Source organism: Kribbella sp. VKM Ac-2569, from assembly GCF_004216905.1.
Classification (GTDB): Bacteria; Actinomycetota; Actinomycetes; order Propionibacteriales; family Kribbellaceae; genus Kribbella.
This window is the reverse complement of sequence record NZ_SGXJ01000001.1, coordinates 2,085,877-2,103,717: the sequence shown is the minus strand read 5'-3', so window position 1 is coordinate 2,103,717 and position 17,841 is coordinate 2,085,877. Positions and strand designations below refer to the sequence as shown.

19 protein-coding genes are annotated in these 17,841 nt (G+C 69.7%); 11 read left to right on the top strand and 8 right to left on the bottom strand.

All coding sequences use genetic code 11. From position 1 onward, the window contains the following. Positions 1–6: 6 nt before the first annotated feature. The 3 genes from EV649_RS09940 to EV649_RS09930 are packed head-to-tail and all read left to right on the top strand — an operon-like array spanning position 7 to position 2,854. Positions 7–1,011 carry a MoxR family ATPase gene (locus EV649_RS09940; protein WP_198682376.1) on the top strand — a complete coding sequence of 335 codons (1,005 nt, stop codon included), beginning with the start codon at positions 7–9 and terminating at the stop codon, positions 1,009–1,011. After that, complete coding sequence (locus EV649_RS09935; RefSeq protein ID WP_130382663.1) at positions 1,008–2,309, top strand: DUF58 domain-containing protein; 1,302 nt, start codon at positions 1,008–1,010, stop codon at positions 2,307–2,309. Before EV649_RS09940 ends, EV649_RS09935 begins: the two co-directional genes overlap by 4 nt. Next, positions 2,306–2,854 (top strand): hypothetical protein, encoded by a 549-nt coding sequence (locus EV649_RS09930; RefSeq protein ID WP_130382661.1) that lies wholly within the window; start codon positions 2,306–2,308, stop codon positions 2,852–2,854. Before EV649_RS09935 ends, EV649_RS09930 begins: the two co-directional genes overlap by 4 nt. 41 nt (positions 2,855–2,895) lie before the next feature. On the opposite strand, the gene EV649_RS09925 is transcribed toward EV649_RS09930, so the two are convergent. The 3 genes from EV649_RS09925 to EV649_RS09915 form a co-directional block, all read right to left on the bottom strand. Continuing rightward, positions 2,896–3,306 (bottom strand): type II toxin-antitoxin system VapC family toxin, encoded by a 411-nt coding sequence (locus EV649_RS09925; protein WP_130382659.1) that lies wholly within the window; start codon positions 3,304–3,306, stop codon positions 2,896–2,898. Positions 3,307–3,308: 2 nt separating this feature from the next. Further along, positions 3,309–3,494, bottom strand: a complete 186-nt coding sequence (locus EV649_RS09920; protein ID WP_130382657.1) for a hypothetical protein — start codon at positions 3,492–3,494, stop codon at positions 3,309–3,311. A gap of 109 nt (positions 3,495–3,603) precedes the next feature. After that, on the bottom strand, positions 3,604–4,149 hold the full coding sequence (locus tag EV649_RS09915; RefSeq protein WP_130382655.1) for a TetR/AcrR family transcriptional regulator: 546 nt from the start codon (positions 4,147–4,149) through the stop codon (positions 3,604–3,606). A gap of 92 nt (positions 4,150–4,241) precedes the next feature. Here EV649_RS09915 and EV649_RS09910 point away from each other — a divergent pair, with 92 nt between their 5' ends. Then, positions 4,242–5,654 carry an MFS transporter gene (locus tag EV649_RS09910; RefSeq protein WP_130382653.1) on the top strand — a complete coding sequence of 471 codons (1,413 nt, stop codon included), beginning with the start codon at positions 4,242–4,244 and terminating at the stop codon, positions 5,652–5,654. A gap of 2 nt (positions 5,655–5,656) precedes the next feature. Next, the gene (locus EV649_RS09905) at positions 5,657–5,995 is read left to right on the top strand and encodes an MmcQ/YjbR family DNA-binding protein (protein ID WP_130382651.1); all 339 of its coding nucleotides are present in this window, start codon (positions 5,657–5,659) and stop codon (positions 5,993–5,995) included. On the opposite strand, the gene EV649_RS09900 is transcribed toward EV649_RS09905, so the two are convergent. Then, a complete protein-coding gene (locus EV649_RS09900) occupies positions 5,975–7,297 on the bottom strand; it encodes a neutral zinc metallopeptidase (RefSeq protein WP_157996215.1) in 1,323 nt (440 codons plus the stop codon). The two genes, EV649_RS09905 and EV649_RS09900, sit on opposite strands and share 21 nt — an antisense overlap. A 100-nt stretch (positions 7,298–7,397) precedes the next feature. Between EV649_RS09900 and EV649_RS41530 the strand changes: the two genes are divergently transcribed. Together EV649_RS41530 and EV649_RS42125 are read left to right on the top strand one after the other, a co-directional pair. Next, entirely contained in the window at positions 7,398–9,089 is a 1,692-nt protein-coding gene (locus tag EV649_RS41530) for a DUF885 domain-containing protein (RefSeq protein WP_130382645.1), read from the top strand. Next, positions 9,086–10,276, top strand: a complete 1,191-nt coding sequence (locus tag EV649_RS42125; protein WP_347233124.1) for a Maf family nucleotide pyrophosphatase — start codon at positions 9,086–9,088, stop codon at positions 10,274–10,276. The genes EV649_RS41530 and EV649_RS42125 overlap by 4 nt, the downstream gene beginning before the upstream one ends. Before the next feature lie 13 nt (positions 10,277–10,289). Here the strand turns inward: EV649_RS42125 and EV649_RS09880 are convergent, their stop codons facing one another. From EV649_RS09880 to EV649_RS09870, 3 genes are read right to left on the bottom strand one after another with little or no spacing between them, the layout of a single operon-like run. Next, positions 10,290–10,649, bottom strand: coding sequence for a hypothetical protein (locus EV649_RS09880; RefSeq protein WP_130382641.1), 360 nt, complete (start codon positions 10,647–10,649; stop codon positions 10,290–10,292). An 11-nt stretch (positions 10,650–10,660) separates the two neighbouring features. Continuing rightward, positions 10,661–10,861, bottom strand: a complete 201-nt coding sequence (locus EV649_RS09875; RefSeq protein WP_131344254.1) for an acyl-CoA carboxylase subunit epsilon — start codon at positions 10,859–10,861, stop codon at positions 10,661–10,663. Beyond that, the gene (locus EV649_RS09870; protein ID WP_130382639.1) at positions 10,858–12,435 is read right to left on the bottom strand and encodes an acyl-CoA carboxylase subunit beta; all 1,578 of its coding nucleotides are present in this window, start codon (positions 12,433–12,435) and stop codon (positions 10,858–10,860) included. The genes EV649_RS09875 and EV649_RS09870 overlap by 4 nt, the downstream gene beginning before the upstream one ends. 90 nt (positions 12,436–12,525) lie before the next feature. On the opposite strand from EV649_RS09870, the gene EV649_RS09865 reads away from it, so the two are divergent. Continuing rightward, positions 12,526–13,056, top strand: coding sequence for a hypothetical protein (locus EV649_RS09865; protein ID WP_130382637.1), 531 nt, complete (start codon positions 12,526–12,528; stop codon positions 13,054–13,056). Positions 13,057–13,059: 3 nt separating this feature from the next. Here the strand turns inward: EV649_RS09865 and EV649_RS09860 are convergent, their stop codons facing one another. Then, complete coding sequence (locus EV649_RS09860) at positions 13,060–13,542, bottom strand: SCP2 sterol-binding domain-containing protein (RefSeq protein ID WP_130382635.1); 483 nt, start codon at positions 13,540–13,542, stop codon at positions 13,060–13,062. Positions 13,543–13,607: 65 nt separating this feature from the next. Here EV649_RS09860 and EV649_RS09855 point away from each other — a divergent pair, with 65 nt between their 5' ends. From EV649_RS09855 to EV649_RS09845, 3 genes are all read left to right on the top strand, one after another. Continuing rightward, the gene (locus EV649_RS09855) at positions 13,608–14,234 is read left to right on the top strand and encodes a TetR/AcrR family transcriptional regulator (RefSeq protein ID WP_130382634.1); all 627 of its coding nucleotides are present in this window, start codon (positions 13,608–13,610) and stop codon (positions 14,232–14,234) included. Positions 14,235–14,353: 119 nt separating this feature from the next. Beyond that, the gene (locus EV649_RS09850; protein ID WP_130382632.1) at positions 14,354–16,981 is read left to right on the top strand and encodes a phosphoenolpyruvate carboxylase; all 2,628 of its coding nucleotides are present in this window, start codon (positions 14,354–14,356) and stop codon (positions 16,979–16,981) included. Beyond that, positions 16,978–17,790, top strand: a complete 813-nt coding sequence (locus EV649_RS09845) for a biotin--[acetyl-CoA-carboxylase] ligase (protein ID WP_130382630.1) — start codon at positions 16,978–16,980, stop codon at positions 17,788–17,790. Before EV649_RS09850 ends, EV649_RS09845 begins: the two co-directional genes overlap by 4 nt. Positions 17,791–17,841 lie beyond the last annotated feature (51 nt).

Below are 17,841 nucleotides of genomic sequence, written 5' to 3'. Positions count from 1 at the left end.
AGACCAGTGACCGACGCAGCGACCGACGCAGCGACTGAGGGCGAGCTGAAGCTCGGTGAGGTGACCGAGCTGAGCCGGCAGGTGCTGGAGCGGGTCAGCCAGGCCGTGGTCGGGAAGGCCGAGGCGCTGGAACTGGTGCTCGCGGGCATCCTGGCCGGCGGGCACGTACTGCTCGAGGACTACCCGGGGCTGGCGAAAACGCTGGCCGCGCGGTCGTTCGCGCAGGCGCTCGGGCTGGAGTTCCGGCGGGTGCAGTTCACGCCGGACCTGCTGCCGTCGGACGTGACCGGCGCGTTCGTGTACGACCAGAAGGACTCCGAGTTCGTCTTCCGGCCGGGCCCGATCTTCACCGGTCTGCTGCTGGCCGACGAGATCAACCGGACGCCGCCGAAGACGCAGGCCGCGCTGCTGGAGTCCATGCAGGAGCACCAGGTGACGGTCGAGGGGCAGACGTTCCCGCTGCCCGTACCGTTCCATGTGCTCGCCACCGCGAACCCGGTGGAGTACGAGGGCACCTACCCGCTCCCGGAGGCGCAGCTCGACCGGTTCATGCTGCGGATCGGCTTCGGCTACCCGAGCCCTGCGGAGGAGTGGGAGGTACTGCGGCGCCGGATGAGCCGTCGTACTGAGGACCAATCGGTCGAGGCGGCAACAGATGCCGCTGGGCTGCGCGCCGCGCAACGTGCCGTCGAGACGGTGACCGTGGACGACACAGTTGGTCAGTACTGCGTCGATCTCGCCACCGCGACCCGTCGGGACTCGCAGGTGCTTGTCGGGGCATCGCCACGTGGGTCGCTGGCGCTGCTGCTGACGGCACGCGCGTACGCCGTCATCAAGGGCCGGGACTACGTCGTACCGGAGGATGTGAAGGCGGTCGCGGTGGCTGCGCTGGCGCACCGGATCACCGTGCGGCCAGAGCTGTGGCTGCACGAGGTCAGCGGAGCGACAGTGGTGCGGACTGTGCTCGGCTCGGTCGCAGCACCGCCCACCGTGGTAGGCGCCCGCGCATGAGTTGGAGGCCGACGCACGCGCAGGTCCGGGCGATCTGTGTCGCTGCGGTGCTGCTCGGCGCCGCCGTACTGCTGCGACGCCCGGATGCGGCCGTGTTCGGTCTGCCGCTGGCGTTCCTCGCCGTCTGGGGGCGGTTCTTCCGGCCGCGAGAGCGCCCGGAGGTGCACACCGAGCTGGACGCGGACGTGCTGTTCGAAGGGCAAGGTACGACGTACCGGATGCGCGTACCGGAGTCCGTCGACCCGGACACCGATCTGATCGTGGCGGCGTTGCCGCGGACGTTGTGGTTCCAGTACGACCCGCCGCAGGCTGCGATCGCGGAGCCGGTCTCGCACGGTGAGGTGCGGCTGGAGGTCGGCGTACGGTCGAAGCGCTGGGGACTGCGGTCGTTGGAGCGGCCAACAGTCACGGCGACGTCGACGGTCGGGGCGTACCGGATCCAGGTGACGTCGGCGGAGCCGCAGTCGGTCACGACGCTGCCGTTGCGCGAGGGATTCGAGGCAGTGGACGCCGTACCGCGGCCGGCCGGACTGGTCGGACTGCACAGGTCGCGGCGGCCGGGCGAAGGGACGGAGCTGGCCGGGGTACGGCCGTTCCGGACGGGGGACCGGTTGCGGCGGATCAACTGGTCGGTGTCCGCGCGGACGCAGGAACTGCACGTCACGTCGACGTGGTCGGACCGGGACACCGAAGTGGTGATCATGGTCGACACCGGCGGCGAGATCGGGATCAGCGAAGGGATCGACGGCCGGTCCTCGAGTCTCGACACCGCCGTCCGCGCGGCCGCCGCGATCGCCGAGCACTACCTGCGCAACGGCGACCGGGTGCGGCTGATCGACACCGGGAGCCTGTTCCGCGGCGTGCGGTCGGGGAGCGGACGCGCGCATCTGCGGCGGATCCTGGACACGCTCGTGCACGCGGACCGGCGCGGCCGGCAGCAGGACGAGGAGCAGTTGGCACGGCGGAACCGGGTGCGGTCGGACAGCCTGGTGCTCGTCCTCAGTCCGTTGCTGCGGCCGACGATCCTCGGCTACATCGTGACGCTCGTCCACTCCGGCTGCACGGTGATCGCGATCGACACGTTGCCGCCGGACGTCGTGTCGATCATGGACCTCGACGCGCACGACGCGCGGTCATGGCCGCTCGCTTGGCGTCTGCGGTTGCTCGAACGCCGCCGCGACCTCGACCGCCTCAGCGACCTCGGCGTACCAACCGTCCGTTGGCGAGGCGCCGGGACTTTGGACGAGGTACTGCGAGACGCCGCAAGAGTCTCCGCCGCTCCAAGGATTCGCTCATGACTGCTGATGAAAAGATCACGTTGTGGTTGGCGCAGTTGCGGGCGTCTGGGCAGGCTGTGGTGGTTGCTCGGCTGGTGATTGCGGTGGCCGGGGCGGTTGCGCTGGTTGTGCCTTCGGTGCAGTCGTGGGATCAGGCGGATCTGGTCCCGATCGTCGGCGCCGCGTCGTTGCTGTGCACCGTCGTACTGCCTGATTCGCTGGCCGCGATGATGTTCGTGCTGGTGGTGACTCTCGGGTGGCTGATGCGCGCACCCGGCGTGCCGAGTTGGAGCCTGGCCCTCACCTCGGTGGCGCTCGTCGTCGTCCACCTCGCCGCCGCATTCGCCGGCCAGTTGCCGTCGTACGCGCGGGTGCACCGAGCGGCCCTGCGGCGCTGGTGGTTGCCTGGAGCAATCGCCGTACTGTTGGCGCCGGCCGTCGCCGGAGCGGCCGCGCTGGTCCGCGGTGCTGACGTCGCCGGCTCGCTCGTCGTGACCGTCGCCGCCATCGCACTGGCCGCCGCGACCATCTGGTTCGCCGCCGACCAGAAACTCAGCCGCGACTGACCGGCATCAGTAAGCCCTCTTGCTGCGACTCCAGCGTCCGGTTACTGATCTTCGTGCCCCACGATCCGCAGGCCCTCGTACTCGGCGAAGTCGATGAAGTCCTTGACGTTGAGCGTTGCCAGCGGGAGGTCGTAGACGAGACAGCAGGCAGCGATCCAGCTGTCGTTCTGGGGCCGTGGACGGCCACGCTTGGTGGCATAGGCGGATATCTCGCCCCACTTCCGAGCCACAGCTTCGTTGTACGGCAGCGTCGGACGGGTGCTGAGCCACGCCTCGAGGCCGGCGATCTTGGAAGGCCCCCAGTTGCGAAGCTGTGCCCAGCGGCTCAGCTCTCCCAAGGTGACAAAGGTGATGCCGACCTGGGCGCCGAGCAGTTCGCGAAGCAACGCAGGTGGCAGCGCATTCTTGATGCTTAGCGACGCTACGTCGGTGTCCAGAACGATCCTGCGCATGCTCACGCGACGTCGGCCCGCCGCATCGTGCTCAGATCGGCGAGGAACTCGCCCAGTTCTCCGTCATCGAACACACCGTCCTCGGCAAGATCCTCGGCGGAGCCTACCGGAGCAGCCCCTCGGAAGAGTTCGTCGACCGACGCGGTCGCGCGCGACCGGCCAGAGTGTCCAGCGTTGTCAGCAGTCACGGCGTCACCTCCAATGTCGACTACCGCATCGAGTATCCCACGCCAGCCGGACAGGTGGGCGGAGCAACGGCCGAGTTCGGCCCGCGTCCGACCAGAAACTCAGCCGCGACTAGTGCTCGCCGAACGTCTTCTGGATCTCCTCGGCCCACGGCATCGGGATCGCGTCCGGGCCCAGGACCTGCATGGCGGACATGACGGTCAGCAACATCCCGGAGGAGAGGAACTCCCGGGTCTGCTGGGGTGACGCACCGGTCAGCTCGCGAACCAGGGTGTAGATGCGGCCGAAGCGTTCCCGGACGCAGTCGCCGATCACAGGGTCGCGGCTGGCGGAGAAGCCCTGCAGCAGGACCAGGAGCACCTCGGGCTCGTCGAACAGCCGCTCGTAGTTGCGGCCCAGCGAACTCAGCTCCGGGGTCTCGGCCGCGGCCTCGCGGAAGGTCTGCTCGATCCGCTCGCAGGCACTCCGCACGGCGGCCAGGAAGAGTTCCTGCTTGGTGCCGAACAGCCGGATCACATAGGGCTGTGAGACGCCGGCCAACCGGGCGATCTCGTCGGTCTTGGTGCCCTCGTATCCGGACATCGCGAAGGCCCGGACCGCGGCCACCAACACCTCTGCGCCGCGCTCCTTGGCGGTCAGCCGAACCTTGGGCGTCATCCGTGCTCCTTCCACTCCCTTGACATGTTATCAGTCGATGCATACTCTCGTCATCAAGCTTGTTATCAGTCAATTACAACTAGGGGTACGAGATGACATCGACCGCTCTCGATGAGAGGGAACAGACCGCTCCCCGGAGCCGTGGACTCGGGCTGGTGCTGGCCGCCGTGGGGATTCCGGTGTTCATGGTCACGCTGGACAACCTGGTCGTGACGAACGCGCTGCCGGTGATCAAGTCCGAGCTGGGAGCGTCCCTGTCGGACCTGCAGTGGTTCGTGAACGCCTACACGCTCGCCTTCGCCGCGCTGCTGCTGACCGCGGCCGCGATCGGCGACCGGCTCGGCCGGCGGCGGGTGTTCCTGGCCGGGATCACGCTGTTCACACTGGCCTCGGCGGCGTGCGCGCTGGCGACGGAGCCGTGGATGCTGATCGGGTCCCGCGCGATCCAGGGCATCGGCGCGGCGGCCGTGATGCCGCTGTCGCTGACGTTGCTCGCGGGCGCCGTACCGGAGAAGATGCGGAGCGCCGCGATCGGTATCTGGGGCGGCATCTCCGGCCTCGGAATCGCGGTCGGTCCGGTGGTCGGCGGAGCCGTCGTAGACGGCCTGAACTGGCAGTGGATCTTCTGGCTGAACGTTCCGGTCGGAGTCGTCGCCGTAGTGCTCGCCACGCGGGTCCTGACCGAGTCCCGGGGTACGGCGAAGCAGCTGGACCTGCTCGGACTGGTGCTGGCGACGTCCGGCGTACTTTCCGTCGTCTGGGGTGTTGTGCACGGAGCCGATGACGGCTGGACGTCCGCCGGTGTGCTGGGCTCGTTGATCGCGGGCGGCGTGCTGCTGGCCGCATTCCTCGGGTGGGAGCGCCGGACCGTGGCGCCGATGCTGCCGCTGCGGTTGTTCTCGGTTCGCTCGTTCAGCGTGGTGAACGTGGTCGCGTTCACCTTCGCGGTCGGCGTCTTCGGAGCGGTGTTCCTGCTGGCCCAGTTCTTCCAGGTCGTGCAGGGGTACACGCCGTTCCAGTCCGGTGTCCGCACGCTGCCGTGGACCGCGGCGCCGCTCGTGGTCGCACCGATCGCCGGCCTGATCGTCGACCGCGTCGGCCCTCGGGTCCTGATCGTGACCGGCCAGGCGCTCCTCGCCGCCGCCCTCGCCTGGATCGCACTGGTCACCACGGCGACCACGCAGTACGGCGAACTGGTCGCACCGTTCGTCCTCGCCGGAATCGGGATGGGGCTGACCTTCGCGCCGTCCGCGAGCGTGGTGATGGAGAACGCGTCCGACGCAGACCGGGGCGTGGCGTCCGGCACGAACAACACGATCCGCGAGGTCGGGGTCGCGATGGGCGTCGCCGTACTGGCCTCGGTCTTCGCGTCGGCCGGCTCCTACGAGTCGCCAGCGCAGTACGCCGCCGGCCTCGTCCCCGCCGTCTGGACCGGAGCCGCCATCGTCACCGCCGGCACCCTGGTAGCCCTCCTGCTGCCGGGTCGGGGACGCTCTAAAGTGTGAGCGTGCTGGACGCTGACGACGTACGACGGATTGCGCTGTCCTTGCCGGAGACGGTGGAGAAGCAGCGGTGGGGGCACCCGACGTTCGATGTGGCCGGGCGGATGTTCGTCACCGTGCCGGACGACCAGACGTCGTTCGCGGTGCGGTGCCCGCGGCTGGAGCGCGAGGAGCTGATCGCCGCGGAGCCGGAGAAGTTCTGGGTGCCGAAACACGAGGCGGGCTCGAACTGGGTTCGAGCCCGCCTCGAGGCGCTGGAGGATGCCGACGAACTGCAGGACATCCTCGTCGACTCCTGGCGGCAGGTGGCGCCGCCAGAGCTGTCAGCTGACGTTGGCCGGTGACGCCGCGAAGGTGTTGCAACTGGCCGGGTTGGCCGTGTTGAACGACTTCCCCATGAAGCGCCCCTGACTGGCCACACTGCCGTGGTCGCCCTCTTCGGGCTTGTCGCCCGCGGTGACGACGTACTTCTTCCAGACGTACAGCAGGTTCCCGTTGATCGGGTAGCTGCGCTTGTTCGCGGCCAGGAAGACGCCTGCGAAGCAGTTCGCCTGCAGCTCCATCCGACGCGTCATCCGCGTCCGGCCCTCGTAGTCCGACTGCTCGTACCGCAGGTTGCTGGCGGACTGCAGGATGCCGGTCATGAACTGCACGCTGTGGCCGTACTCGTGGGCGATCGAGCGGCTGTACCACATCCGCGCGTACGCCTGGCCGATCGGATCACCCGGGTACTGGGTGTACGCCTTCACGAAGACGTCCACCTTCATGTACATCATGTGGTTGCTCGGGCAGTAGAACGGTACGGCGACCGGACCGTCGCCGCACGGCGTCGACATCGAGCTCCCGGACCAGTACGTCATCCGCGGCGCGGTGAACTTGTACCCGGCCTTCGCCACCAGCGGCGCCCACGACTTGTCCAGGCAGGGCTTGATCGCGGCCCAGTAGGCGGCCGCGCCCCGGGCGTTGGTCGGCCGGTCCTTGGGCTCCCTGCAGTTGACCGTGGCCATCTGGCCGACCTTGTAGAGCGCGTTCTTGGCCACGACCGTGGTGTCCGCCGGCTTGTTCGGCGTACTCGACGTCTCGGTGGTGGTGGGCTCCGTGGTGGTCGGCTCTTCGGACGGCGACTCGGAGGGCTCCTCGGTCGGCTCTTCCGTCGGCTCCTCGGTCGGGGAGGTGGTCGGCTCGGGGGTGTACCGGCTCGGCGTCACCGGTGGGGTGGTCACGTCGGTGGCGGCCTTCCGGACCAGACCGATGATCGCGCCGCCGACGACGGCCACCACGACGATCGACAGGATCGCGATCAGCGGCGCCTTCGACTTCTTCCGCGGCTGCTGCGGCTGCCAGCCCATACCGGGACCGCCGGGACCGCCAGGACCGCCGGGACCACCCGGGCCGAAGCTCGGACCCCAGCCGAAGCCGGGACCCTGCGGCGACTGGCCGTACTGCGCGGAACCGTGGCCACCGTACTGACCCGGAGGCGGGCCTTGGGGAGGACCGCCGTACGGGCCCTGCTGCGGTGGGCCGCCGTACTGACCGGGCGGAGGACCCTGCGGCGGACCGCCGTACTGACCCGGTGTTGGACCCTGCGGCGGGCCCTGCTGGTACGGCGGGTTCTGGCCGGGCGGCCCGTAGGGTGGCTGGCTCAACGCCGTTCCTCTCGTCCCTCGTGCTGGCATTCAGCGACCGCCACAGTATCGGCAACAAACAGGTCAGCTCCGGCGACCCTCGACAGGTAGGGTCGATCAGGTGACTGCTGCCACTACCCCGAACAGCCCGATCGACCAGCTCGCCGAGCGGCACCTCGAGCAGGAGATCGTGCTCGACCCGATCCTGGCGACCGAGCTGGGCGTCCCCGGCCACGACCACGAGCTGCCGGACTTCACGCCGGCCGGTTTCGAGGCGCGGATCGAGCAGACCAAGAGGTCGCTCGCCGAGGCCGGGGCGATCGAGCCGGCGAGTCCGCGGGAGGAAGTCGCCAAGGACGCCTTCGTGGAGCGGCTCGGTCTGGAGGTCGAGCGCCACGAGGCCGGCGTACCGCAGCACCAGCTGAACGCGATCGCCTCGGTGCCCGCGGCGTTGCGGCAGGTGTTCGACCTGATGCCGACCGACACCGAGCAGGACTGGGAGATCGTCGCCATCCGGCTGAACCAGATCGGTACGGCGCTCGACGGGTACCGCGAGACGCTGCTCGAGCAGGCCGATCAGGGCCGGATCTCGGCGGTGCGCCAGGTGACCGGGCTGGCCGGGCGGATCGCCAGCTGGACCGGTGCCGAGGGCGACGACTTCTTCGCCGGACTGGCCGCGCAAGCTCCCGAGAGTGCGGTCAAGTCGACCGTCGAAGCCGCGGCCGCCTCGGCGCGGAAGGCGTTCGACCAGTTCGGCTCGTGGCTGACCGCCGACCTCGCGCCGCGGGCGCCGGAGCGGGACGCGTGCGGGCGGGAGGTGTACGAGCTGGCCTCCCGCAACTTCCTCGGCGCCGCGATCGACCTCGAGGAGACGTACGCCTGGGGCTGGGCGGAGCTCGCCCGGATCGAGTTGGCCATGCAGGACATCGCGGCCGGGCTGAACGGCGGCGACCGCGGGATCGAGGCGACCGCGGCGCTGCTGGACAACGACCCGGCCCGCAAGATCCACGGCAAGGAAGCGTTCCGGGACTGGATGCAGCAGATGTCCGACGCGGCCGTGGCCGAGCTGGGCAGCACGCACTTCGACATCCCGGCCGAGATCCGCAGGCTCGAGTGCATGATCGCGCCGACCTCGGACGGCTCGATCTACTACACCCCGCCGAGCGAGGACCTGACCACGCGCGCCGGCCGGATGTGGTGGGCGGTCCCGAGCGGCGTGGAGGGCTTCGCCACCTGGCGCGAGGTCACCACGGTCTACCACGAGGGCGTGCCCGGACATCACCTCCAGGTCGCCCAGACGATGCTGCGCACCGACCTGCTGAACCGCTGGCAGCGGATCGCCTGCTGGGTCTCCGGCCACGGCGAAGGCTGGGCGCTGTACGCCGAACGCCTGATGGAGGAGCTCGGCTACCTCGAGGACGCGGGCGCGCGGTTCGGCATGCTCGACGCCCAAGGGTTCCGCGCCGCGCGGGTGATCGTCGACATCGGCATGCACCTGGAGCTGGAGGTGCCGAAGGACAACCCGTTCGGCTGGCGGCCGGGGGAGCGGTGGAACGCCGACCTCGGGTTCGAGTTCCTGCGGGCGCACTGCCGGATGGAGACCGAGTTCCTGCAGGCCGAGCTGAACCGCTATCTCGGATGGCCCGGCCAAGCGCCGGCGTACAAGGTCGGCGAACGGATCTGGCTGCAGGCGCGGGAAGAGGCCAAGCAGCGCAAGGGATCCGCGTTCGACCTGCGGGCCTTCCACTCCGACGCGCTGAACCTCGGGTCGATCGGCCTCGACCCGCTGCGCCGGGCGCTGGCGAAGCTGTGAGCACCCGTTTCGTCCTGGCGTCGGCGTCGCCGGCGCGACTGAAGACGCTGCGCGCCGCGGGGATCGAGCCGGAGGTGATCGTCTCCGGCGTCGACGAGGACAACGTCACCGCGGAGAACCCCGGCGAGCTCGCGCGCCTGCTCGCCGTCTTGAAGGCCCGTGCCGTGGTCGCGAACCTGGACGACCACGCGACCGTCCTCGGCTGCGACTCGGTCCTGGAGTTCGACGGCGTCGCGTACGGCAAGCCCGGTACTCCCGAGGTCGCCCGCGAGCGCTGGCGGATGATGCGCGGGCGTCGCGGCGTACTGCACACCGGCCATTGCCTGTTCGACACATCCTCCAAGCAGGAGATCCGGGAGTTGGCGTCGACGGAGGTCCAGTTCGCGGACCTGACCGACGAGGAGATCGACGCGTACGTCGAGACGGGCGAGCCGCTCGTGGTGGCCGGCTCGTTCACGGTCGACGGACTCGGCGGCCCGTTCGTCACGGCGATCGAGGGCGACTATCACAACGTCGTCGGACTCTCGCTGCCGTTGCTGCGCCGGATGCTGATCGAGGTCGACATCACCTGGCCCGAGCTGTGGCGGTCCCAGAAACCCTTCACGTACGACGAATCCGTCGCGGAGACGTACGACGAGACACGCGGCGGTCCGGCCCGCGCCGAAGCGGCCGCACGCGCTGTCGACTCGCTGCTCCCCAAGGGCGGACGAGTTCTCGAGCTCGCGGTCGGGACCGGGATCGTCGGCGCCGAGCTGGTTGCTCTGGGCAACCTGGTGCACGGTGTCGACCTGTCCGTGGCGATGCTGGAGCGTGCACGGGTCCGGCTACCGGGGCACGTCGCGGCGGCGGATGCGACGCGGTTGCCGGTGGCCGATCGCCGGTGCGACGCGGTCGTGGCCGTCTGGCTCTTGCACCTGCTCGACGACAGCGAGCCGGTCATCGCCGAGGTCGCACGGGTCCTGCGCACCGACGGCGTCTTCGTCACCACCACCGAGAAGTCCGACGCCGGCCGCTACGCCGACGGCCGCGGCCCCAACGACACCCGCTCCCAGGACGCCCTCGCCCACCTGGTCGCGGTCGCGGCCCGGCACGGCCTGGTCCTCGACGGCGCCACAAGCTTCGTTGGCCCGACCCGCAACACGGGGGATGCCCCGACGTACCCGGTGGTGCGTTTCCGACGGAGCTGACCCTCAAGTCGGGTCAGGCGGTGAGTCCGGTCTTGTCGTCGAGGTACTGCAAGAGGTCGTGCGCTGCCAGTTCGACGGCCTTGTGCCGCCATTCGGAGGCCCGGTAGACCGAGGCGATCAGCGCGGTGCGGTGGATGCGGCGGAAATCGCCGAGTACGAACCCGTAGCGCGCCTTGGTCTCCTCGGCGGCGCCGTCGGTGAGCCCAAGGTGCCAGGCGCCGTACTCCTGCCAGCCGTGCTTGTCCAGGTACGAGTTCTGGTCGTCGGCCCGCGGCTGCACCTCACCCCAGTCGCTGTCCAGCACGTACTGGCGCGCGTCGATCAGCTTCCGTGCGTGGTCGAGAGCCTCAGGGTTGACCGCGTACTTAGCCATACCACCAGTGTTTACGGATGAGCGCTGGCGCGCCACTGTCCGGGGCCAGGGTGGAACGGGGTGCGGGCGTTGCGCCAGTAGGTGGCCCAGTTGCTGGCTCGGTCCGGGTCGGCGGCCGGAGCCGGTACGGCGGCGCGTGCGGCGACCACCGCGATCAGAGCGGCGAGCTCTTCGGGTGTTGGGTTGCCTTTGGCAATCTTGATGGTGGTCACAGTGGGATGTTCCCATGCTTCTTCGGGGGCAGGGTGTCGCGTTTGGTGCGGAGCAGGCGGAGGGCGCGGACGATCTCGGCGCGGGTCTCGCTCGGCTTGATGACGGCGTCGATGTAACCGCGCTCGGCCGCGATGTACGGGTTCGCCAGGTGGTCCTCGTACTCGGTGATCAGCTCCTGGCGGCGGGTCTCGACGTCCTCGGCCGCGGCGAGCTCGCGGCGGTGCAGGATGTTGACCGCGCCCTGGGCGCCCATCACCGCGATCTGCGCGGTCGGCCAGGCGATGTTCATGTCGGCGCCGAGGTGCTTCGAGCCCATCACGTCGTACGCGCCGCCGTACGCCTTCCGGGTGATCACGGTGATCATCGGGACGGTCGCCTCGGCGTACGCGTAGATCAGCTTGGCGCCGCGGCGGATGATGCCGTTCCACTCCTGGTCGGTGCCGGGCAGGAAGCCGGGGACGTCGACGAAGGTCAGGATCGGCAGGTTGAACGCGTCGCAGGTCCGGACGAACCGGGCCGCCTTCTCGGACGCGTCGATGTCCAGGGTGCCGGCGAACTGCATCGGCTGGTTCGCGACCACGCCGACCGGGCGGCCCTCGACCCGGCCGAAGCCGACGATCAGGTTCGGCGCGAACAGCGTCTGCACCTCGAGGAACTCACCGTCGTCGACGACCGCCTCGATCGCGGTGTGCATGTCGTACGGCTGGTTCGGCGAGTCCGGGACCAGGGTGTCGAGCGCCAGGTCGGTCTCGGTCGGCTCCAGGTCCGCCGGGGCGTCGTACACCGGCGGGTCCTCGAGGTTGTTCTGCGGGAGATGACCGACCAGGGCCTTCACCCACTCGATCGCGTCCTCCTCGTCGGAACCGAGGTAGTGCGCGTTGCCGGACTTGGTGTTGTGCGTCCGGGCGCCGCCGAGCTCCTCCTGGGTGACGTCCTCGCCGGTGACGGTCTTGATCACGTCCGGGCCGGTGATGAACATGTACGACGACTCGTCGACCATCACGGTGAAGTCGGTGACCGCGGGCGAGTAGACCGCGCCGCCGGCGCACGGGCCCATGATCAGCGAGATCTGCGGGATCACCCCGGACGCGCGGACGTTGCGGCGGAAGATCTCGCCGTACAGGCCGAGGCTCACCACGCCTTCCTGGATCCGGGCGCCGCCGGAGTCGTTGATGCCGATCAGCGGGCAGCCGATCTTCATCGCCAGGTCCATCACCTTGACGATCTTCTCGCCGAACACCTCGCCGAGGCTGCCGCCGAAGACCGTGAAGTCCTGCGCGAACACGCACACCTGACGGCCGTCGATGGTGCCGAACCCGGTCACCACGCCGTCGCCGTACGGGCGGTTCGCGTCCAGCCCGAAGCTCGTCGAGCGGTGCCGCGCGAACTCGTCCAGCTCGGAGAAGGAGCCCTCGTCCAGCAGCAGCGTGATCCGCTCACGCGCGGTCTTCTTACCGCGTGCATGCTGCTTCTCCACCGCACGCTCCGATCCGGCGTGGACGGCGTCGTCGAGCCGCTGCTCGAGGTCCGCGATCTTCCCGGCGGTGGTGTGGATGTTCACGGTCTCTCCCATGAACGCGCAGCCTACGCGCCAGTACGCCGTACCGCCTGTGACGTCGCTCGCAAGCCGCAGACTGAACCGGTCCGGCGATAGGTTCGATCCATGGAACCGCAGCCGACCGAGCGTGCACCGTCGCTGGACGAGGTCCGGGCGATCGTGGCGCGGGGGCTCGTGTCCAGAGTTGAACATCACGCCGGGATCCAGACAGATCTCACGGACGGCCAGGTGGAGTCGCCGCCTGCCGCGACGGCCGCCGCAGCCGAGACGATGGTGCTGACGTCAACCATTCCCGTCGAGAGCCGGCCGGCGGCCACCGCCGCGACCGCGACCATGCTCACCGAGGGCTTCGACGAACTGCCCGCCCTGGTGGCCGGCTGGAGAGCGGACGGCTCGGACGTGCAGAGGGAGGCCGAGGTGTACGGCGGCACGCTCGGGGACCGCACGCTGGCAGCAGTCCGGGGATTCGAGGTGCACCCGCCGAATCCTCAGGGCGCGGAACCGAACCGCGTCTTCGGGACCGATCCAGCGGTCCCGCCCCTCCGCCGGGTCCAGGCCCCGACCGGGCAGACGCGCCAGGCCGACGACGCTGCTGCACACTCCCGGAACAAGGGATCTGACGGCCTTATCCGGTGAGGTCTACAGGGGGCCGGCGCTGAAGAGTTTGGGGAGGCGGGCGGCTTGGGCCAGGTCGCCGTGGACCGAGAGGCGTTGTTTGAGGACGGCCAGAACGGGGTCCTCGTTGCCGGTGACGATGCGGAGCAGGGTGGTGGGGTCGGTGCGGATCGAGATGTCCGCGGGAGTGGGGCGCGGGGACACGAGCGTGCAGCGGCCGTCGTGGACGCGGAGCCAGTACTCGTCGATCGATTCGCGACGACCGGCCCCGCCCGCGCCGGTGATCTGCCAGCTGATCACAGCGTCGAACCCGGCGGCCCGGGCGGGTCGGAGATACTCCGGCATCCGGCGAAAGATCTCGCGCAACGCGATCTCTCGCACACCCCCGATGAGTCGATGCCGAAGCTCCCGCTCCGACGTCCGGTCGACCAGCCGGGCGAGCTCACTCGCGTCCAGGGCCGTGAGGCCGTCGGACTCGAGCCAGCCGGCACTGCCTCGATCGGTCATCGACCACCCCCGCGGCAGTTCCTACCAGACCGTAGGAATTTCCTACGATGCGCTAGGTTTGTCAAGTGGTTGGGGACGGTGGGAGACGCCGGCGCGCGCCGCACCTCGGTCCGGAGCGTCGCCGCCCGCTCATCCTGGACGCGGCCCTCGAGGTCTTCTCCGCGAACGGGTACGCCGGGACCACGATGCAGTCGGTCGCGGACGCGGCCGGGGTCACCAAACCGGTCGTCTACGACTGCTTCGCGAACCGTGACGAGCTGCTGCTGGCCCTGCTCGCCCGCGAGGAGCAGCACCTGGTGGTCTCGATCATGGCCGCGCTTCCCGCGGACCCGAACGTCGGTACCCCGGAGGAGCACGTCCTCGAGGGCGTGACCTCGTTCCTCACCGCCGTGTCCAAGCAGCCCCAGTCGTGGCGGATCGTCTTCGGCGCGCAGTACGGCGCCGCGCCCGTCGTCGCCGAGCGGGTCCTCGCGGCCCGCGCGTTCCTGGTCGAGAGCCTGCGCCTGACCCTGGTCAAGTCCCTGCCCGGCGTCACCGACCCGGACGCGAACCTCCCGGTCCTGGCCGAGCTGCTGGCCTCGATGATCGAGGCCTGCGCCCGGATGCTCGTCACCGGCGCCACCGACCGCTCCCCGGCCGACCTGGCCCGCACCGTCTCCCAGGTGGTCGGCGGCGGCTTCACCAACGTCTGAAACGGGATCCTTCCGGATCGCGACGTACGGTGAGATTGCTGGGTGTGCGGTCACGATCCGCTTCCAGTGGGCGGACTGTCTGCGGCGTTGGCGGGCGTCCGCCGATAGGGTGGGCGAACGTGACCGAGACCGGTAGTGAGACCCGTACCCGCGCGCGGTTCGAGGTGCCTGAGGAACTCAGGGCCGACGTCCGCCTGCTCGGCGAGATCCTTGGCAAGGTTCTGGTCGAGTACGCCGGTCAGCCCCTGCTCGACGACGTCGAGAAGTTGCGTGAGCTGACCATTGCCGGTGACGGCGCCGCGGCCGAGCAGTTGGTCGCGTCCTGGCCGCACGAGCGGGCCGAGGACGTCGCCCGCGCGTTCACCTGCTACTTCCACCTGACGAACCTGAGCGAAGAGCTGCACCGCGCCCGCGTACTGCGTGAGCGCGACCGCGCCGGCAGCGAAGCCGTGGTGTCCGAGCTGGCGCAAGCCGTGGAGCAGATCACCCGTGACAGCGGCGAGCAGCAGGCCCGTGCACTGCTGAACGGCCTGGAGTTCCGGCCCGTGCTGACCGCACACCCGACGGAGGCCCGGCGCCGCGCCGTACTGGCGACCATCCGCCGGATCAGCTCGTTGCTGGACGAGCGCCACGACCCGCGGGCCGGTGACAGCGACCTGGCGGAGAACCGTCGCCGCCTGGTCGAGCAGGTCGACATCCTCTGGCGTACGTCGCAACTCCGCACCAGCCGCCCCTCGCCGCTGGACGAGGTGCGCTCGGCGATGGCGGTGTTCGAGGAGACCCTGTTCAACGTCGTCGGCAACGTCTACCGGCGGCTCGACGACGCGCTGGCCGGTGACGAGGCCGGGACGCGGACGCCCGTGGTGGCGCCGTTCGTCCACCTGGGCTCGTGGATCGGTGGCGACCGCGACGGAAACCCGAACGTGACCGCGGCGATCACCCGGGAGGCCATGCAGATCCAGGCCGACCACGTCCTCCGGGCACTCGAGCAGGCCACCGAGGCGCTCGGCCGGGCCCTCACCCTGGACGCCGCGACCACGCCGCCGTCCGCGCCGGTACGCCGCATCCTGGAGGACGCCCGCGCGGTCAACCCGGAGCTGATCACCGACATCGAGACCCGCTCGCCGGCCGAGCCGCACCGACAGCTCCTGCTGCTCGCTGCCCGCCGGCTGGCCGCGACTCGCGCCCGCGACGCCGACTTCGGGTACCCGCGGGCCGCTGACTTCCTGCACGAGCTCAAGGTCCTGCAGGACTCGCTGGTATCCGCCGGTGCACCACGCCAGGCGTACGGCGAGCTGCAGCACCTCATCTGGCAGGTGAACTCGTTCGGGTTCCACCTGGCCGAGCTAGAGGTCCGACAGCACTCCTCCGTGCACGCCAAGGCGCTGGAGGAGGTCCTCGGCGGTGGCGAGCTGTCCGACCAGACGGAGGAGGTGCTCGCCACACTCCGGGTGATCGGCCAGATCCAGCAGCGCTTCGGCCCCGAGGCCTGTCGCCGGTACGTCGTGTCGTTCACCCGCAACGCCGGCGACCTGGCGGCGGTGTACGAGCTGGCCGACGCGGCGCTGGACGGGCGTCCGATCGAGCTGGACGTCGTACCGCTGTTCGAGACCGGTGAGGACCTGCAGAACTCGGTGGAGGTGCTGGACAACGCGATCCAGCTCACCCGGGTCCGGCACCGGCTCACCGCGAACGACCGGCGCTTCGAGGTCATGCTCGGGTACTCCGACTCCGCCAAGGACGTCGGACCGGTGTCGGCGACGCTGGCGCTGTACGACGCGCAGGCGCGGATCACCGCGTGGGCGCAGCGCAACGCGATCCGGCTGACCCTGTTCCACGGCCGCGGTGGTGCGCTCGGACGTGGCGGTGGTCCGGCGAACCGCGCCGTACTGGCGCAGGCTCCTGGCTCGGTGGCCGGGCGGTTCAAGCTGACTGAGCAGGGCGAGGCGATTCCGGCCCGGTACGGGAACTCGGCGATCGCGCAGCGGCACATCGAGCAGGTGACTGCAGCAACGTTGCTGGCGTCGACGCCGGCAGTGGAGGAGCGGGCCCTGGTCGCGGCCGAGCGGTTCGCTGTGGTCGAGAAGACGCTCGATGAGGCCGCGCGTACGGCGTACCACGGGCTGGTGAAGGCGGACGGCTTCGCGGAGTGGTTCAGCACCGTGACCCCGCTGGAGGAGCTGGGCCAGCTGCCGCTTGGGTCGCGGCCTGCCAGGCGTGGCGTCGCGGTGTCGTCGCTGGAGGACCTGCGGGCGATCCCGTGGGTGTTCGCGTGGTCGCAGGCCCGTGTGAACGCACCAGGTTGGTACGGCCTCGGTACGGCGCTTGCTGCGGTCGGGGACGTCGACCTGCTGCGGGACGCGAACCAGAACTGGCCGCTGTTCCAGGTGATGCTGGAGAACGCGGAGATGTCGCTGGCCAAGACGGACCGGCGCATCCTCGGCCGCTACCTGGAGCTGGGCGACCGGCCGGAGCTGACGCAGCGGATGCTCGACGAGCACGCGCTCACCACCGAGTGGGTGCTCAAGGTGCTCGACCAGGAGCGCCTGCTGCAGGGACGCCGCGTGCTGGGCCGTGCGGTCGAGCTGCGCAACCCGTACGTCGACGCGCTCAGCTACCTGCAGCTGCGGGCACTGCGGACGCTGCGCACCGATGACTCACTGGACGAGGCGCAAATCGTCCGTACTCGGCGGCTGCTGTTGCTGACCGTTTCTGGCGTCGCTGCCGGTCTGCAGAACACCGGATGAGCTTCAGCGACCTGGAGCGGCCCCCGCTGGACGAGCAGTTCCTGCGGGGGCGGTTGGTGCGTCCCGGTGCGCTGTGGACGCAGGTCGACGTACTCGCGGAGACGCCGTCGACGAATGCTGTTGTGGCAGCTGCGGCTGCAGGTGGTCAGCCAGAGGGACTGGTCGTTGCTGCGGAGTACCAGTCGTCTGGTCGCGGGCGGTTGGGACGTACCTGGACCACACCGCCCCGCTCTGCGTTGCTGATGTCGGTTCTGCTGCGTCCGACGGCCGTTGAGGCGTCACGGTGGCCCTGGCTGGGGCTGCTGGTCCCGCTGGCGGTGGCCGCGGCGGTGCGGCAGGTGGGTGAGATTCCGGCGCAGGTGAAGTGGCCGAACGACGTACTGGTCGAGAACCGCAAGCTCGCCGGCATCCTGCTGGAGCGCGTCGAAGGACCGGCTGCCGTGATCGGCATCGGTCTGAACGTGACCCTCCGCGAGTCGGAGAAGCCTCACGAAGCCGCCACGTCGCTCGCGCTGGAGAAGGCCGCGACAACCGACCGGGCCACCGTGATGTCAGCGGTACTCCGTGAGCTCGCCTCCCGCTACCAGTCCTGGGTCAACGCCAACGGCGATCCCGCCGTCGTCCTCCCGGAGTACCGCGAACTGTCCGCCACCCTGGGACAGGCGGTGCGCGTAGAACTCCCCGACGGCACCTTTCTCGAAGGAACCGCCCGCGACCTGGCCGACGACGGCCGCCTGATCGTCGACACCCCCGACGGCGTCCGACCGCTGGCCGCCGGGGACGTCACCCACCTGCGAACTAGTGCGTGAAGAGCTTGGCTGCGGTGATCAGGGTCTGGATGATGCCGTAGCCGAGGAGTA

Coding starts and splice junctions, on each gene's coding strand:
- EV649_RS09860 (WP_130382635.1), bottom strand. CDS start 13,542: ATGACCGATCGAGGCAGTGCCGGCTGGCTCGAGTCCGACGGCCTCACG.
- EV649_RS09930 (WP_130382661.1), top strand. CDS start 2,306: ATGACTGCTGATGAAAAGATCACGTTGTGGTTGGCGCAGTTGCGGGCG.
- EV649_RS09845 (WP_130382630.1), top strand. CDS start 16,978: ATGAGCTTCAGCGACCTGGAGCGGCCCCCGCTGGACGAGCAGTTCCTG.
- EV649_RS09925 (WP_130382659.1), bottom strand. CDS start 3,306: ATGCGCAGGATCGTTCTGGACACCGACGTAGCGTCGCTAAGCATCAAG.
- EV649_RS09870 (WP_130382639.1), bottom strand. CDS start 12,435: ATGGGAGAGACCGTGAACATCCACACCACCGCCGGGAAGATCGCGGAC.
- EV649_RS09915 (WP_130382655.1), bottom strand. CDS start 4,149: ATGACGCCCAAGGTTCGGCTGACCGCCAAGGAGCGCGGCGCAGAGGTG.
- EV649_RS09935 (WP_130382663.1), top strand. CDS start 1,008: ATGAGTTGGAGGCCGACGCACGCGCAGGTCCGGGCGATCTGTGTCGCT.
- EV649_RS09865 (WP_130382637.1), top strand. CDS start 12,526: ATGGAACCGCAGCCGACCGAGCGTGCACCGTCGCTGGACGAGGTCCGG.
- EV649_RS09880 (WP_130382641.1), bottom strand. CDS start 10,649: ATGGCTAAGTACGCGGTCAACCCTGAGGCTCTCGACCACGCACGGAAG.
- EV649_RS09910 (WP_130382653.1), top strand. CDS start 4,242: ATGACATCGACCGCTCTCGATGAGAGGGAACAGACCGCTCCCCGGAGC.